This is a genomic window from Metabacillus sp. RB-C-LZQ-3-1, from assembly GCF_058315175.1.
In genome coordinates this window covers 1-15,339 of record NZ_JBZFLI010000017.1, presented here as the reverse complement: position 1 = coordinate 15,339, position 15,339 = coordinate 1, and the positions used below count along the sequence as shown (strand labels likewise).

Genomic DNA, 15,339 nt, shown 5'->3' with positions numbered 1-15,339 from the left:
ACAAGTTCATATACATTATCATCAGCACAAAACGATGCTAGATACGATGCTCAGACAATGACCAGAAATTGTGTGCATTTTAGTTATTCCAACCCAAATGCAAGTAATGAATGTTAGATGGCAGTAATCAAACCTAGTGGTATCAAAGGGGAAATCAAAAAATCGAATGCAATATCGCAGCAACTATTACTACGTAATATCCAAATTGGAGGTGGTGTAATTGATTTTCGAAATAGGCTCAACAATCATAATGAGTGGTGTAGCAGGTTATGCATACTTAAAGACTAAAGGATCCACTTCAAATGATGCAGATAAAATACAAAAGATATTTGCCAATGCTGGATGGACTGGACGGAACGGTGAGACTATTCGACTTCAAAGAAAAACGAAATTTCAAGGTGGTGTTGAATATGTTTATCAGATTCCGTTAGGTTTTGACCGAAGGAAGATTGAGACTGAAAAACACATATTAGAGGATGGCCTAAACATTAGACATAAACTTTTTGAGGTTGATTTGAGGGACCTATTAAAAATTAAGTTGGATACAACAATTCTGCAGCAACTTAAGAGGATACTTGAAAATAAAAAGATTAGAAGAAAGGAAATCGAACTTAGTTTTGATGGGATGTTAAGAATAAAAGTTTATAACGAAGGTATGCAAGATCGATATGACTGGGATGAGAGTTATTTAATACCTGGTACTTGGTCCGTATCAATTGGTCAAACTCATCATGGTGTTGTTAGACATGACTTTGATGAACATAAGCATTTAATCATTGCTGGAGCAACAGGTTACGGTAAAAGTGCAATCCTTAAGCTAATTGTTACATCTCTTGTGTTACAACAGCCTGAAAATACAAATCTACATTTAATTGACTTGAAGGGTGGATCAGCTTTTCAGAGGTTTAAAGATTTAAAGCAAACCAAAAACTTCACTAGGGAACCTTCAGACGCCAAAGATATTCTCAAAGAAATCCAGAAGGAAATGAACAGGATGTATACAAAAATAGTTGATCAAGGATATGAGGATATCAAAGAATCTGGTAGAAAAGAACGCCACTTTATCATTATCGATGAAGCAGCTGACATTGCGGATGATGCTAATTGTATGCAAGTGGTAACTGACATTGCAAGACGCGGAAGGGGAGCTGGCTATTATCTAATCTATGCTACCCAGTATCCTTCAAGTCAATCCATTCCACAGCAAACTAAGAGAAACATCCCTTCACGTTTATGTTTTGTATTAGATGATGCGACAGCTTCAAATACTGCTCTAGGTCAAACAGGAGCAGAAGACCTTCCATTGATACCAGGACGCGGAATTTATAAGAATGTAAAAAGTCAGGTTGTTCAAACACCGTATATCAGCAATAAGGAGATTAAAAAGCAGATTGCTCCACACGTTGTGATTAGACCTCGAAAGGAAAAGGAGAGTGACAACGTTGAATATAGAGAAGGTAAAGAGAGAGGAAGCAATACTTTTGAGTTTGAAGAAGTGTGATTATCTAACGAGAGAACAAATACAAAAGATGCATGCTTTGGGAAAACCGAGAAATGCACATCGAGTATTAAGTGATATGGAAGAGTATATTTCAGCTTTCACTAATGAAAGAAAGCACGTTTACTACCTTAATAAAGATGGTCGTGAAAGAGTTGGAGCAACAAAAGTCAGGAAAAAAACTGCAATGGTCAACCACTTCCTAATGAGAAATGATTTGTATATTGCGCTCGGTAGGCCATCAACTTGGAAAAACGAAGTGAAAATAACCATTCCCAATACTCAAATTTCAATCATTTCAGACTCAATATTCATATCTAATAAGGTTCATCATTTTGTAGAAGTTGACTACAAGCAAACTATGAGTAAAAACACAACTAAAATAAAGAGATATCAACAGTTAGCTTCATTTAATCCCCAATTTGTTCTTTTGTGGGTAACAACAACACCGTATAGAAAGAAAAAACTTCAATCACTTTGTGAAAGTTTAAATGTTCAAGTGTATTTATGGGATGACATTAAATAGGAGGGTTCACCATGAGAACACAAACAATGACACTTAATGAATTTATGATGGGTGATTATAAGGTGAAAAAAAAGAGAGACAGAAAACAAATTAAAGCAGCTGCAACGTCTCTAGTGCCTTTTGCTTTGTTCCCATTAATTACTCATGCTCAAACTCCAACATCGATGCCAGTGGTTGCTCAACCAGAAGCTATCCCAGTTGGGGCAAGTGAGTGGTTAGGGGATAAAGCACTTGAAACATTGGCACATGCATTGGATCCACTTGTGGATTTAATGGTTGCTTTAAGTTTTCCTGTAGCATCTGTTATCATTGTTGGAGGGTGTTTTTTCTTTATGTTAGGGAAATCTGAAAGAGCTTGGAGTACAATTCAAAATGCTGGATTAGGTTACGTATTGATTCAAATTATGCCACTTTTATTGAATGTGCTGAAGGAGGTAGGAGGGGCAATTTGACTAAAAAAATCTATTTCGGCGACAATTCGGCGACAAGTAGGGGTTTTACCGTAATCCTGTAAAGAATCAAAACACCTAGAATCGTTATGTCTCTAGGTGTTCGTGATATGGAGCATAGGGGGCTCGAACCCCTGACCTCGACACTGCCAGCGTAGCGCTCTCCCAGCTGAGCTAATGCCCCGTATAAAAATTGAATATAGCAGTATTGTACACGCCTTCAAGTAAAATGACAAGAGAAAAAATAGCGGATTTTGTTAAAGAAATCCGCTATTTTTTCTGAAGCTTTCAACTGACTCTTTCGATCGTGCCGTCCTGTTTGTGAATCACCAGTTTGGCATTATTTTTTCTAACTAGATTATTTGCTTTTGCGATTGCCTCATTTTTTGTTTGAAACACCTCTGTTACTCTAGAGGCATTTTGTTTTTTTATTGCCCATTCTCCATCATGTGGGACTAAATGATATGTTAAGTCATTTGTCGAGTTATTCATTGAATCAGTATATTCCTTTGCTTTTGCTATAGCGATGCTAATCGCTCTGCCTTCTTCATAGCCTTCTTCTAGTAGGGCATTTGCGATTTCGATAGCCTTAGCTCTAGTAGATCCAGATAGATTTTTCATAGAGTCAGGATAATTATTTTTGTTCCAGGTCATGATAATCCACACCTTTCTACTTTTTTATGAAAAATCAACTACACTTGTCCTTTACCACCTTATGAGAGTTTTAAAACTTAAAAAGATCTTACTCATATTGAATATTTCAATAGGTTAACTATAGCTCCTATATTATAATGGTCATATGAACAAAATCGTGCAATGAGGTGACCGAATGAAAGAAATGATGAAATACTTAAAGCCTTATAGGAAACAGCTGTTTCTAGTTATTGTATTTTCGTTAGCTGCTATTCTTTTTGAGCTTTATTTGCCAACATTAATGGCTGAGATTGTCGATGTAGGAATTATGAATTCTGATGTACCTTATATTCTTCAAACAGGTGGATGGATGTTATTTTGCTCCTTTATGGCGATTATCCTAATGGTAGGAGTTAGTTATTTTGCTTCCAGGGTATCACTTGGATTTGGCCGGGATATGCGGAGGCATTTATTTGTCCATATCGAGCATTTTTCTCTTGAGGAATATGAAAAGTTTGGTTCAGCATCACTGATTACTAGAACAACCAATGATGTAAAAGTAGTTCAGGATGTTATTAATATGATGCAGAGAATGATGACAAGAGCCCCGCTTATGTTAGTTGGTGGTGTGATTTTAGCGGTGAGTCGAGATAGTACTTTATCGCTTGTTTTTTTAGCAGCTTTACCTATATTGGCGCTTGTTATTTTCATTGTTGCTCGAAAAGCGATTCCACTCTTTTCGGCATTGCAAAAGAAAACAGATCGTTTAACACTGATTTTAAGGGAAGCGTTAACAGGAGTTCGTGTTGTTCGGGCGTTTAATCGAGTTGAGCATGAAAGAAAAAGGTTTAATCAAGCGAATGAAGATTTTCGTGATACAGGGATTAAGGTCGGGAAGTTGATGGCTTTAATGTTTCCGATTATGCTGATCATCATGAACTTTACGAATATTGCGATTGTTTGGTTTGGGGCAATTCGGATTGATCAAGGGGAAATGCAAGTAGGGAATTTACTGGCGTTTATTCAGTATGCAGCGATGATCTTAATGTCACTTATTATGTTATCGATGGCATTTATTATGATTCCGCGAGCTCAAGTTTCTGCTAAACGTTTAACTGAAGTGTTGTCAACAAAACCAATGATAAAAGACCCTGACCAAGAAACTCTTCCTCATCAAAATCAAGGTTTGATTGAATTTAAAGATGTGACGTTTCGTTATGAAGGGGCAGAAAAGCCTGTTCTAAAAAGTATTTCCTTTACGGCTAGGCCAGGTGAGACTACGGCAATTATTGGGAGTACAGGTGCGGGAAAAACAACTGTTCTTCAGTTAATACCTCGATTTTATGATGTGGAAAGTGGAGAGATTTTAATTGATGGACAGGATATACGAAAAATGAAGCAAAGTACGCTTCGAAGTAAAATAGGCTATGTTCCTCAGAAAGCAACGCTTTTTAGTGGGACGATTGCTGAAAATATAGCTTTTGGAAAAGAAAATGCAACAGAAGCGGAAATCTATGCAGCATTACAGACAGCACAAGCAATTGATTTTGTAGAAAAAAGAAATAAAGGGATACATAGCAGTTTAGAGCAAGCGGGGGTAAATCTTTCCGGTGGTCAAAAGCAAAGATTATCAATTGCACGTTCACTCGTAAGAAAGCCTCAGATTTATTTGTTTGATGATAGTTTCTCAGCTTTAGATTATAAAACAGACCGTGTTCTAAGGGAGGCTTTAAAAACTGAAACTGCGGATGCAACGATTTTAATTGTTGCACAGCGAGTGAATACAGTAAAAGATGCTGAGAAAATAATTGTGTTAAATGACGGTGAGATTGCAGGAATTGGAACACATGCTAAGCTGTTGGAGAACAACAGAATTTATCAAGAAATTGTTGCTTCTCAGCAGGATGGGGAGGTGAGTGCATGAGTAAGAGAAACCATCGGGGAGGATCTCCTATGGGAGGTGGAAGGCCGCATGGACATGGCATGATGGCTACCGAGAAACCAAAAGATTTTAAGAAGACATTTAAACGACTTTTAGGTTATTTAAAGCCTTGGAAATATCGAATGATCCTTGTAGCGGTTGCAGCGATCTTTTCAACTTTGTTTAATGTCATTAGTCCAAAGTTATTAGGTGATGCCACTTCTTCTATATTTGAGAGTTTCAGCTCAGGAACATCCGTTAATTTTGAGTATATTGCTAGAATTTTATTGCTCCTTATTTGTCTGTACATCTTTTCATCTATGTTTTCTTATGTGCAGCAATATATAATGGCGTCAATTTCACAACGAACGGTTGCTCAAATGAGGAAGGAAGTGAATGAAAAACTATCGCGTCTGCCTCTTAAATATTTTGATCAGCACTCACATGGTGATTTATTAAGTAGAGCTGTGAATGATATCGATAATATTAATAACTCGCTGCAGCAAGCTTTGACACAAGTGATAAACTCTGTTATTTCCATACTGGGAATTATCATTATGATGCTTGTTATTAGTCCGGTGTTAACATTAGTCGTGTTAGTAACGATTCCTTTAAGTTTAGCAGTGGCACGTTTTGTGACGAAGTTTTCTCAAAAGCATTTTGTTAAACAGCAGGAAGAGCTGGGTCATATTAATGGACATATAGAAGAAATGTTCACTGGACATCAAGTTATAAAGGCGTTTGGCCGTGAAGAGAAGTCGATTGAAATCTTTGATAAGATAAATGATCAGCTATATGATTCAAGCTGGAGAGCACAATTCATCTCAGGCTTAATGATGCCTTTAATGGGATTTGTCGGGAACTTAGGATTTATTATTGTGGCCATTTCAGGTGGTCTGCTTGTTTTAAACGGAAGTATTCGAGTCGGTGATGTTCAGGCTTTTATTCAATACACACAGCAAATATCACACCCTTTGGCACAAGCTGCAGGTATTGCCAATATGATTCAAGTTGCGATTGCATCAGCAGAACGGGTTTTTACTTTATTAGATGAAGAAGAGGAACAAGAAGATAAAGATGCATCGATTCAAGTTTCTTCACTTCGAGGTAATATAGAGTTCGATCATATTCAATTCGGGTATGACAAGAATCAGCCAATCATTCATGATGTAAGCTTAAACGTAAAAGAAGGACAGACTGTAGCCATTGTTGGACCAACTGGTGCAGGGAAAACAACCATTGTGAATTTGTTGATGAGGTTTTATGAATTAGACAAAGGGGCTATAAGGATTGATGGTGTAAGTTTAACAGAAATGAGCAAGGAGCAGGTTCGTAGTATGTTTGCGATGGTTTTACAGGATACTTGGCTCTTTAATGGAACGATTCGCGAAAATATTGCATATGGAAATAAACAAGCAACAGATGAAGAAATAGAACAAGCGGCAAAAAATGCATATGCAGATGAATTTATTCGGACTCTCCCTGATGGTTATGAAACAATGCTTGGCGAGGATGCAGCAAACTTGTCCCAAGGACAACGCCAGTTACTGACAATTGCACGTGCCATCATTGCTAAACCAAAAATTCTCTTGCTTGATGAAGCAACAAGCAGTGTTGATACAAGAACGGAAATGAAAATTCAAAAAGCTATGACGAATCTTTTAGAGGGAAGAACAAGCTTTGTCATTGCCCACCGTTTATCAACGATACGAGATGCAGATCTTATTCTTGTGATGAACCAAGGTAATATCATTGAAAAAGGTACTCATGATGAGCTATTAGCAGCAGGTGGGTTTTATTCCGATTTATACGAAAGTCAATTCACTCAAAGTGAGTCAGTTTCTTCATAGAAAAGCAGGAATCTTCTAAATGTTATGGAATGAAGAAGAAGGGGGATTTTTAGGGGAGGAAGAAAAATGGCATATCAAGCGGAACTAGTTGTTGACCAAAAGGCAATCCTAGGGGAAGGACCACATTGGGATGGACATGTGCTTTATTGGGTCGATATTATAAGCAAAAGGCTTCATCGGTACGATCCAGAGCATCATCGTAATGACACATTTCAGCTGGATCAATATATCGGTGCAGTGGTACCATCAGTAAATGGCCAATTAGTTGTAGGCCTTCAAAATGGAATCCATGCCTTGGACTTACAATCTGAGAGCTTAACCTTGATTGGGGACCCGGAAACGGATTTACCTCATAACAGGTTCAATGATGGTAAGTGTGATCCATCAGGCCGCCTCTATATCGGAACAATGGATGTAAATGCTAAGAGAGGAAAAGGATCTTTATATCGTTTGGATTTTTCCGGGCAACTAAAAAAAGTGATTTCACCTGTTACGATATCGAATGGACTTGCATGGAGTCCTGATGAAAAATTGATGTATTTTATTGATACCCCCACAGGAGAAGTTTCAACCTTTACTTACGATAAACAAACAGGAGATATCGTTTATAAAGAAACAGCTGTACGTATTCCAAACGAAATGGGTTCACCAGATGGGATGACAATTGACCAAGAAGGAATGATATGGGTTGCCCATTGGGGAGGTTCAAGAGTAACGCGATGGGATCCCCATATTGGAAAACAGCTGGATGAGGTTCGTGTTCCAGCACCGAATGTTACATCATGTACATTCGGTGGACAGAATTTAGATGAATTGTATATTACAACAGCTAGGCAAGGGTTAACGGATGAAGAGTTATCCTTGTCCCCTCAAGCAGGCGGCCTGTTTAAAGTGAAAACAAAGGTAAAAGGCATGGTGGGGCAAGTATATCGAGGGAAAATATAAAAATAAAGCAGTGTCGTCCACCTAGATGGTACTGCTTTATTTATGTAGTACATAAAGCACCATTAAGAATGAAATATTAGGGCAACTATAGCCTTGCGTTCTCCTTACTTGCTCGTCTATTAGTGAGTTTTTTACAAATATAAGAAAGTATAAAACTTTGTATTTAGTTATAGTGTCTAGCCGCAAATGAATTGAAGACAAAGAACGTCTTCTATTCATTTGCGGCTTATTTGCCTGAGACTGATCAAGGCGCTTACGCTTTTCTTATTTCATTCACAATTTTTTCTGCTGTTTGTTTTCCATTTTTAATACAGGCTCCGATGCCTACTCCGAAATAGGAAGCACCTGCAAGAATGACCTTTGGAAACTGTTCACTCATTTTTTCACTAAGTGAAGTAACCGCCATATGATGTTCCAGGTGGTAATTTGGCATTAAATTATTCCAGTTAGTTACTTCAACCGTTTTGGGTTGAGCTGTGATTCGCAGGCTTTTTTCGATATCCTTTAAGGCTGTTTGAATCATCTCGTTTTCGCTCATGTTTTTTAATGTTTCATAGAATGGATTAGAGCTTTTATAAAAAAGGCGAACGAGAAGCCCTCTCTTAGAAGATGTATGTGTCCATTTCCGACTTGTCCATGTACAGGCATCGCAATGAAGATCGCTATTTTCCGTAACAATAAAGCCTGTCCCATTGGCAGGGAGCTTGTGATCTGGAATATCGAACCCAAGATATACACTTGTAAGCGATGAGTTTTTAAGTTTATCAAATTCATGATCAAGCTGTTCATTATTTAACAGTTTTTGTGCTGCATCATGTGGAGTTGCTAAGATAACATAATCTGCTGAAATCGTATGATTATTTTCTAATGTGACTTCATATTTGGTCTGAACGAGCTTAATACTGTTTGTTTTCATTCCTTTTAGGATTGTTACATCTCCTAATTGTTCTTCAAGTCGATTTATGATTGTGGAAAGACCGCCTTTAAAGGAAAGAAACTTTTTATTACTAGATGATTGGAATTTTGCTTTATTTTTAGACATTCCTCGAATAATACTTCCATATTGATTTTTATATTCTAGTAGATATGGAAGGGTGGAAGCCATCGTTAGTTTATTAAGCTTACCGGAATAGACACCAGAAAGGACTGGTGAGATTTGATTGTCTACTATTTCTTTCCCTAAAAAAGCTTCGAGAAATTCCCCTACAGAACTTTCACTAGTAAATTGTTTATTCTTCGTGACAAAATCCTTTAATGCGGAAATTTTACCTTTTGGGGAAATCAAGGTGCTGCTAAATAACGATTTCACACCAGTAGGAATCCCGAAAACAGAATCAGCAGGGATGGGCTTAAGTTCATTTTTGGTATAGATATAGGAAATACCTGTCTCATTATAAACAATATCATTCTCTAGCTGTAAATCCTTAATAAGCGGCATGACGCCTTCGTTTCGTGCAACGATCGAATCAGCACCAGTTTCCATAATAAATTCATCGGTTCTTACTGAGCAAATCTTTCCACCTAGCTGCTTGTTTTGCTCAATAAGGATAAGTTGTAAGTCAAGGTTTTGGTCTTTTTTTAATTTCTGTAAATAATACATGGCAGTAAGACCGGTAATTCCGCCACCTATCACAAGGGCCGTTTTCACTACTTTCACTCCTAACTAAAAGTTCACCAACATCTATTGAAACGTAACCATGTTATCTATTTCACATTATATATGTTATGCCCAATAGATACATAATTTTTAAATTGAAAGTCGAAAAGATGAAACAAATTTTTAACAATTATTTCATGAATATTGGAGACTATAAGTGATGAAGATCACAATTTAGAAACATCAAATAGTTGGAGGTAGAAAAATTGAAGAGAAAATTTGCTACATATGTGTTCGTCGGTGTACTTACATTAGGATTGATAGGAACCAATCATGCATTCGCTGAAAAAATCCCTGAAGATGCACCAACTTTAATGGAGGTGGGAATTGATAAAGAAGAGTTTCAACACCATAAAAGACATAAATTGAATCCAGAGACAATTAAGAAGCGCGCAGAAGAGTTAGGAATTGATACAGAAGGTAAGGATACAGAAGTTTTAGCGAGAGAAATCCATGAGGCGAAAATTTTAGAAAAAGCAAAAGAGCTAGGGATTAAAACGGATGGAAAGAAGATTGAGGAAATTGCCAAGGAAGTAAGAGAATCACATATTTTAAACAAAGCAAAAGAACTGGGAATCAAAACAGACGGAAAAGAAATTGAAGATATCGCATATGAAATAAGAGAAACACTTATAATCAAGAAGGCAAAAGAGCTTAAAATCGACACAGAGGGGAAATCACTAGATGATCTAAGCAAAGAGATATTTGAAGTCAGTGTGATGAATGCGGCAAAGGAATTAGGAATTAATACAGATGGCAAGGATTTAAAGGATATTGCCCGAGAAGTAATCGATAAAAAAACAATGCAAACCGCTAAAAAGCTGGGTATTGATGTGAAAAATAAATCAACACAGGAATTACTAGAGGATATCTTCACAAATTATAAAGATGAAGCAAAAAAACAAAAGCTATTCCCATTTGATGAAGAAAATCGAGAATTTCTTTTTATGAGACATAAAGAAAAGCATAGCAATTAATATTATGGAAGAGGATGACGAATGATCTGTTGTTATCCTCTTCCATTTTTATTAGAAAATAAATTTGAAGATGAGTATATTGGCAAGCTGCTTTTCTCAATTTCGTGTTAAAATGTTGAAGGCATTTTATATACGATGGAGGGAAAACCAGTGGATTCATCACGACGATTACTACCGTTTGTAGCTCTTGTTATCGGAGTCATTGCGGTATCGACTTCAGCTATTTTTGTGAAGTTAGCAACTGCTCCTGCACCTGTTATTGCTTTTTATCGTTTGTTTTTTTCGACAGTTCTTATTGCACCGTTCTTTTTTCTAAAGCATATCAGTGAATTGAAAAATTTATCAAAAAAAGAATGGGTGTATTCAACAATCGCAGGAGTCTTTTTAGCTTTTCATTTTATCTTGTGGTTTGAATCCTTACACTACACATCTGTGGCAAGCTCTGTTGTGTTGGTTACTCTCCAGCCCTTGTTTGCTTTTATCGGAACTTATTTCTTTTTTAAAGAAAAAGTATCCATTGTGGCCATTTGCAGCGGATTAATTGCTATAACAGGTAGCGTAATTATAAGTTGGGGAGATTTTAAAATTAGCGGTATTGCATTATTTGGAGACTTGTTAGCTCTTGCAGCATGTGCGATGATAACTGCATATCTATTATTCGGGCAAGAAATTCGGAAGAGACATTCTTTAACATTGTACACATTTATTGTCTATGGAATTAGCTCAGTTACATTACTAGGGTATTGCCTTGTTTTAAGATATCCATTAGCGCCTTACCCGCAGGCAGATTGGATTTATTTTCTGTTATTAGCAGTCATTCCAACGCTCCTAGGTCATTCGCTTTTTAATTGGTCGTTAAAATGGGTTAGTACGAATACGATTTCTATTATGATCCTGTTTGAACCGGTAGGATCGATTATTCTGGCATATTATTTTTTAGGGGAAAAAATGATTGTTCCTCAAATCATTGGCGGAATTATTATTATGCTAGGTATTATCTTATTTGTGTTTGAGAGACAAATAATAAAAGTGAAGCTAAAAAAAGAAATGAAGCCTGCCAAATCATAAAGTTGGAGGCTTTTATTCGGTATAAGTCTGTTTCGCATCTTTGACGTAAAGCTCTTGTAGATCTTCAATCGTAATACCAGTTGCCTTCAAAAAACCTTTATCAAAATCATTTTCCTTTGCTGTTTCAATAATGATGGTTTTGATCATAGATTCTCCATACTGATCAACAAGGTACTTAATTCCATAATAACTTTGTAAATAAACATCATACTTTTCTAAACGATATTTTTCCCAATCCTGATGACTATCGAGATTTTCAAATTCAATCTCTTGAAAAGGATAATACCTATGGGCTACATTATACATCCCTATGTATTCTGCTACACCTTCATGAAACCATAAGGGGATTCTATACACATAGATGCCTTGTTGTTTAATAAATGCTTGTAATCGATAATGTGTATATTCATGTAAGATTGTGCTCTGAAAATAAAAGGATTGAGGCATTTCGTCTGAAAGGATGTTTGATAAATCTGTAACTGCTATGCCTATAATGTTATTAGGATCATCAAAATATCCCATTGTTTCAATTAATGAAGTTTTCTCATATAATTCCTCAGTTGAAGAATGAAGGATCAAGTCGATTTGATTATCTTTCACCTCACCTAAAAGAGATGTTGTGAGTTCATCTGCTTTATCTATTGAGTCTTCAATAATTGGGATTAACTTTTCCTCATGTGGTTCATAATAAATATCTACATGACGGTAAGTGGTCGCCAATTTGTCTTCCTTCATCTCTTTGTAATCAGCTATGGTAACGACTTTATCCTGAAAAGGAATCATATATAACTGATATTTTTCTTCGATTGTTAAGTTTTCCCCAAGTTCTGTTGCGATCATGAGGTTAATGGATAAAAAATAAATAGATAAAAAAGTCATACTAATGGTTAGTAAGATAAACGAGGGGGTTACACCTTTCTTGTTAATAAATGAGAAATTTTGTTTAGGTCTAATGAGAGTAAACAAACATAAACAAAATAACAAAAATGAAATTAGGACCATTATGACACTGTAAGCAGTAGATATCTTTATGTTGAAAAATAAATGTACACATACCGATATGACAAAGAGCACGAAAAAGACAAGTGAAAAATAAATGATATTCTTTGAGACCAGGATAAATGTTTTCAATGTGACCTCCTACAAAGGTGATCTTTTTTATCGTTAGGAAATTATAAAATTCTTGTACTATGGATAAGCGTGCGGCATCCAGCTTCAGAGCCTAGCCCCTCTATGGTCTAGCCACAAATGATGAAGACAAAGAACGTCTTCTATTCATTTGCGTCTTATGCTTTTCGGGGCTGTTCAAGGCGCTTGCGCTTTTGTTCATATTTATGAACAAGGTCTAAAAAAAATGACGTAGTTCAAACGCGAAAAAGAGGATGCACAATGGGATCATTCCCTTGGTCATCCTCTAAAAAAAGCGACTATAGGTAAAAAATTGAACATAGATAAGCGAATATAAAGCCTAGTGGAAAGCTGAAAATTAAGGAAAAACCTTGAACAGGACCTTCTTCATTGCTTATTCGAATAGCTTCTTTATATCCGTAAGAAAAATGAAATAATGATAGAAACAAAGTTAGTAGAATAATTGCAAAAGATATACTCATCATCTGTCCTCCGTTTTAACAATCTAGTCTTTCTATTAATAGATGCTAGATAACAGGAGAATATGATCATTTTTTTGAGAAGGATAAGAGGGAAGTAAAGATCACTTTTTCAACAAAAAAACCTTGGTCACTGACCAAGGTTTAAAAGTTATTTCCTATTTACCAATCGTGGAGCTGTTAGTAGTAACAAGCAGACAACAATTGCTGAAACAACTATTGTCGGAATCATATACGATGCGTTATATCCGATAGAATAGATTAAAACAGGTGTACCCTCTGGTGCGAAAGATGCAAAAAAGAATACTCCTGCAATAACATGAGCGATTGCTCTAAGTACTCCTCCTAAAATTGTACCTAGAGTAATAAATAAAATAGCCATTTTTTTATTATTGTTTGTTAATGAATTTTGTATAGCTTTAAAGAATACACCACTTGCTCCTACTAATGTAAAAGCCAAATAATAATCTAAAAATCCCTGAACAGGGTGAACGATATAAGGGTTAAATATTGCTTGTAATAAACCTAATATGAGTCCAGTAAGTAGTCCGCCTTTTAATCCCCATCGATATGCCATAATAAATACTGGGATCATCCCAAGTGAAATAGAACCACCTTGCGGCAATTTGCCGACTACTCCTGATAATAAATCTAATAAAAAGGCCAAAGCACCTAACATGGCAACTTCAATTAAAAAAACTAAACGTTGATTTCCTTGCAACTAAATTCCCTCACTTCTTACATTAAACCAAAGGGAAGCCTTCATTCTGTGAAAAATAAAAAGCAATGGTTGGAATGATCATCATTAGTCCCAAACATTGCCTTATTATATGATCATCCACATCCCTACACTAGTATTAACTAACAGGTTCAAAGGGTTAGAATGATTACTCTCATTCAGTCTCAGCTAAAAGGCTCCCCCTGTGGTTTAAACGTATTATTTTAGTCATTACTATACACGATCATGATAAAATCAACAACTATAATATTTAAATGGTAATGAATGAATAAGGTTGTACATATAATTCACCAGAATTGTCCATGAGGTGAATGTATGGGGATTAAAAAACTCTTTATTTTTAAACAACCTACAATCAGTAGGGAAATGGAAGTATCAAATAAAGGATATCGATATGGAGGTATTATTCATCAATTACAGCTTGATGATTTTTGGCATAACTTAGAGGGATATGAAAAGAAGTTTATACGTAATTGTGCAAAGTGGTCATTTGGTGGAAGAGTAAAAGGAGAGGACGTTGACCATCATGATAGCCTTGTTCAAACAAAGAGAAATGTTTGCAGTTTCCTAATGGGAAATGCTGCTTGGGCTTTTGAATCCAAAGAATATGAATTAGCTGAAAAATTACTTATAGAAGTGATTCACCGCTCGCCAAATCCATGTACACTCCATCGAGCATATCAGAAATTAATGAATATATATGATGCACTAGATAGAGTAAATGAAGATCTTTTACAAAGGTGTAAGAATTATTGCAAGGAACATATCAAGCTAGCTCCAGCATTATTTTATGAGTCAATTAACAAAAAACATGAGCCACCAGAAATTAAATCGTTTCATATGCTAAAAAAAATTTTACAAAGTGAAGACGATATAGCTGGATATGAAACAATATTGTTATTAGAACATCAGTATCATAACGGCAATCTTTCTATTGAAGATATCAATATAAATAAAATGTAGAACATAATAGAAGAAGAATGTCGCACATGTTGAATAGAGTTGCATACATAAAGCACAAAGATCTGTCTTTTAGAAATTGAATAGTTCCATTATAATTAGAAGGGTTCAGGTATATATTTCTGAATCCTTTTTTCTATGATTCGTAAAAAAACTAAAAAAATCAAAAAAGCACTTGCAGTATAAAAAGTATCGTGATATATTATTAAACGTCGCTGCTGCGGTAGTGATTAAGAAGACAAACACCAAACGTCAACAACGAAAAATAATTGTTGACAAGCTATTGAATAGGTGTTATATTAATAAAGTCGCTTCTGAGAGAACGACGAGATAAGTGATCTTTGAAAACTAAACAAAACCAAGCGTGCCAACGTTAATTTCGATTAACAAGAACGTACTATATAGTACAAATTTTTATGAGCTACATCAAACACTTTATTGGAGAGTTTGATCCTGGCTCAGGACGAACGCTGGCGGCGTGCCTAATACATGCAAGTCGAGCGAATCTA

General features: G+C 36.0%; 14 protein-coding genes, 1 tRNA gene, 1 rRNA gene and 1 riboswitch. Of the genes, 10 read left to right on the top strand and 6 right to left on the bottom strand.

The window, feature by feature from the left end:
• Positions 1-220: 220 nt before the first annotated feature.
• From AC4GZ8_RS20805 to AC4GZ8_RS20795, 3 genes are read left to right on the top strand one after another with little or no spacing between them, the layout of a single operon-like run.
• Positions 221-1,501, top strand: coding sequence for an FtsK/SpoIIIE domain-containing protein (locus AC4GZ8_RS20805; RefSeq protein WP_491083828.1), 1,281 nt, complete (start codon positions 221-223; stop codon positions 1,499-1,501).
• Positions 1,482-2,024: a replication-relaxation family protein gene (locus AC4GZ8_RS20800; protein WP_491083827.1), complete on the top strand. Its 543-nt coding sequence runs from the start codon at positions 1,482-1,484 to the stop codon at positions 2,022-2,024. The genes AC4GZ8_RS20805 and AC4GZ8_RS20800 overlap by 20 nt, the downstream gene beginning before the upstream one ends.
• Before the next feature lie 11 nt (positions 2,025-2,035).
• Complete coding sequence (locus AC4GZ8_RS20795; protein WP_491083826.1) at positions 2,036-2,476, top strand: hypothetical protein; 441 nt, start codon at positions 2,036-2,038, stop codon at positions 2,474-2,476.
• Between the two features lie 108 nt (positions 2,477-2,584).
• Here the strand turns inward: AC4GZ8_RS20795 and AC4GZ8_RS20790 are convergent.
• Together AC4GZ8_RS20790 and AC4GZ8_RS20785 are read right to left on the bottom strand one after the other, a co-directional pair.
• A tRNA-Ala gene (locus AC4GZ8_RS20790) sits at positions 2,585-2,657 on the bottom strand.
• Between the two features lie 104 nt (positions 2,658-2,761).
• A complete protein-coding gene (locus AC4GZ8_RS20785; protein ID WP_491083825.1) occupies positions 2,762-3,127 on the bottom strand; it encodes a DUF2188 domain-containing protein in 366 nt (121 codons plus the stop codon).
• A 175-nt stretch (positions 3,128-3,302) separates the two neighbouring features.
• Here AC4GZ8_RS20785 and AC4GZ8_RS20780 point away from each other — a divergent pair, with 175 nt between their 5' ends.
• From AC4GZ8_RS20780 to AC4GZ8_RS20770, 3 genes are all read left to right on the top strand, one after another.
• A complete protein-coding gene (locus AC4GZ8_RS20780; protein WP_491083824.1) occupies positions 3,303-5,030 on the top strand; it encodes an ABC transporter ATP-binding protein in 1,728 nt (575 codons plus the stop codon).
• Entirely contained in the window at positions 5,027-6,877 is a 1,851-nt protein-coding gene (locus AC4GZ8_RS20775) for an ABC transporter ATP-binding protein (RefSeq protein ID WP_491083823.1), read from the top strand. Before AC4GZ8_RS20780 ends, AC4GZ8_RS20775 begins: the two co-directional genes overlap by 4 nt.
• A gap of 66 nt (positions 6,878-6,943) precedes the next feature.
• Positions 6,944-7,822: an SMP-30/gluconolactonase/LRE family protein gene (locus tag AC4GZ8_RS20770; RefSeq protein ID WP_491083822.1), complete on the top strand. Its 879-nt coding sequence runs from the start codon at positions 6,944-6,946 to the stop codon at positions 7,820-7,822.
• A 253-nt stretch (positions 7,823-8,075) separates the two neighbouring features.
• On the opposite strand, the gene AC4GZ8_RS20765 is transcribed toward AC4GZ8_RS20770, so the two are convergent.
• On the bottom strand, positions 8,076-9,470 hold the full coding sequence (locus AC4GZ8_RS20765) for a protoporphyrinogen oxidase (RefSeq protein WP_491083821.1): 1,395 nt from the start codon (positions 9,468-9,470) through the stop codon (positions 8,076-8,078).
• Between the two features lie 215 nt (positions 9,471-9,685).
• Here AC4GZ8_RS20765 and AC4GZ8_RS20760 point away from each other — a divergent pair, with 215 nt between their 5' ends.
• Together AC4GZ8_RS20760 and AC4GZ8_RS20755 are read left to right on the top strand one after the other, a co-directional pair.
• The gene (locus AC4GZ8_RS20760; RefSeq protein ID WP_491083820.1) at positions 9,686-10,456 is read left to right on the top strand and encodes a hypothetical protein; all 771 of its coding nucleotides are present in this window, start codon (positions 9,686-9,688) and stop codon (positions 10,454-10,456) included.
• Positions 10,457-10,606: 150 nt separating this feature from the next.
• Positions 10,607-11,524 (top strand): DMT family transporter, encoded by a 918-nt coding sequence (locus AC4GZ8_RS20755; RefSeq protein WP_491083819.1) that lies wholly within the window; start codon positions 10,607-10,609, stop codon positions 11,522-11,524.
• Between the two features lie 12 nt (positions 11,525-11,536).
• On the opposite strand, the gene AC4GZ8_RS20750 is transcribed toward AC4GZ8_RS20755, so the two are convergent.
• From AC4GZ8_RS20750 to thiT, 3 genes are all read right to left on the bottom strand, one after another.
• Positions 11,537-12,655 carry a gluzincin family metallopeptidase gene (locus tag AC4GZ8_RS20750; protein ID WP_491083818.1) on the bottom strand — a complete coding sequence of 373 codons (1,119 nt, stop codon included), beginning with the start codon at positions 12,653-12,655 and terminating at the stop codon, positions 11,537-11,539.
• A gap of 296 nt (positions 12,656-12,951) precedes the next feature.
• Positions 12,952-13,134, bottom strand: a complete 183-nt coding sequence (locus AC4GZ8_RS20745) for a hypothetical protein (protein ID WP_491083817.1) — start codon at positions 13,132-13,134, stop codon at positions 12,952-12,954.
• Between the two features lie 148 nt (positions 13,135-13,282).
• The gene (gene thiT / locus AC4GZ8_RS20740) at positions 13,283-13,852 is read right to left on the bottom strand and encodes an energy-coupled thiamine transporter ThiT (RefSeq protein ID WP_491083816.1); all 570 of its coding nucleotides are present in this window, start codon (positions 13,850-13,852) and stop codon (positions 13,283-13,285) included.
• A gap of 105 nt (positions 13,853-13,957) precedes the next feature.
• Positions 13,958-14,063, bottom strand: a riboswitch (TPP riboswitch).
• 122 nt (positions 14,064-14,185) lie between these two features.
• Here thiT and AC4GZ8_RS20735 point away from each other — a divergent pair.
• Together AC4GZ8_RS20735 and AC4GZ8_RS20730 are read left to right on the top strand one after the other, a co-directional pair.
• Entirely contained in the window at positions 14,186-14,833 is a 648-nt protein-coding gene (locus AC4GZ8_RS20735) for a hypothetical protein (RefSeq protein WP_491083815.1), read from the top strand.
• A 432-nt stretch (positions 14,834-15,265) separates the two neighbouring features.
• Positions 15,266-15,339: ribosomal RNA gene (locus AC4GZ8_RS20730) — 16S ribosomal RNA — on the top strand; the annotation flags it as partial.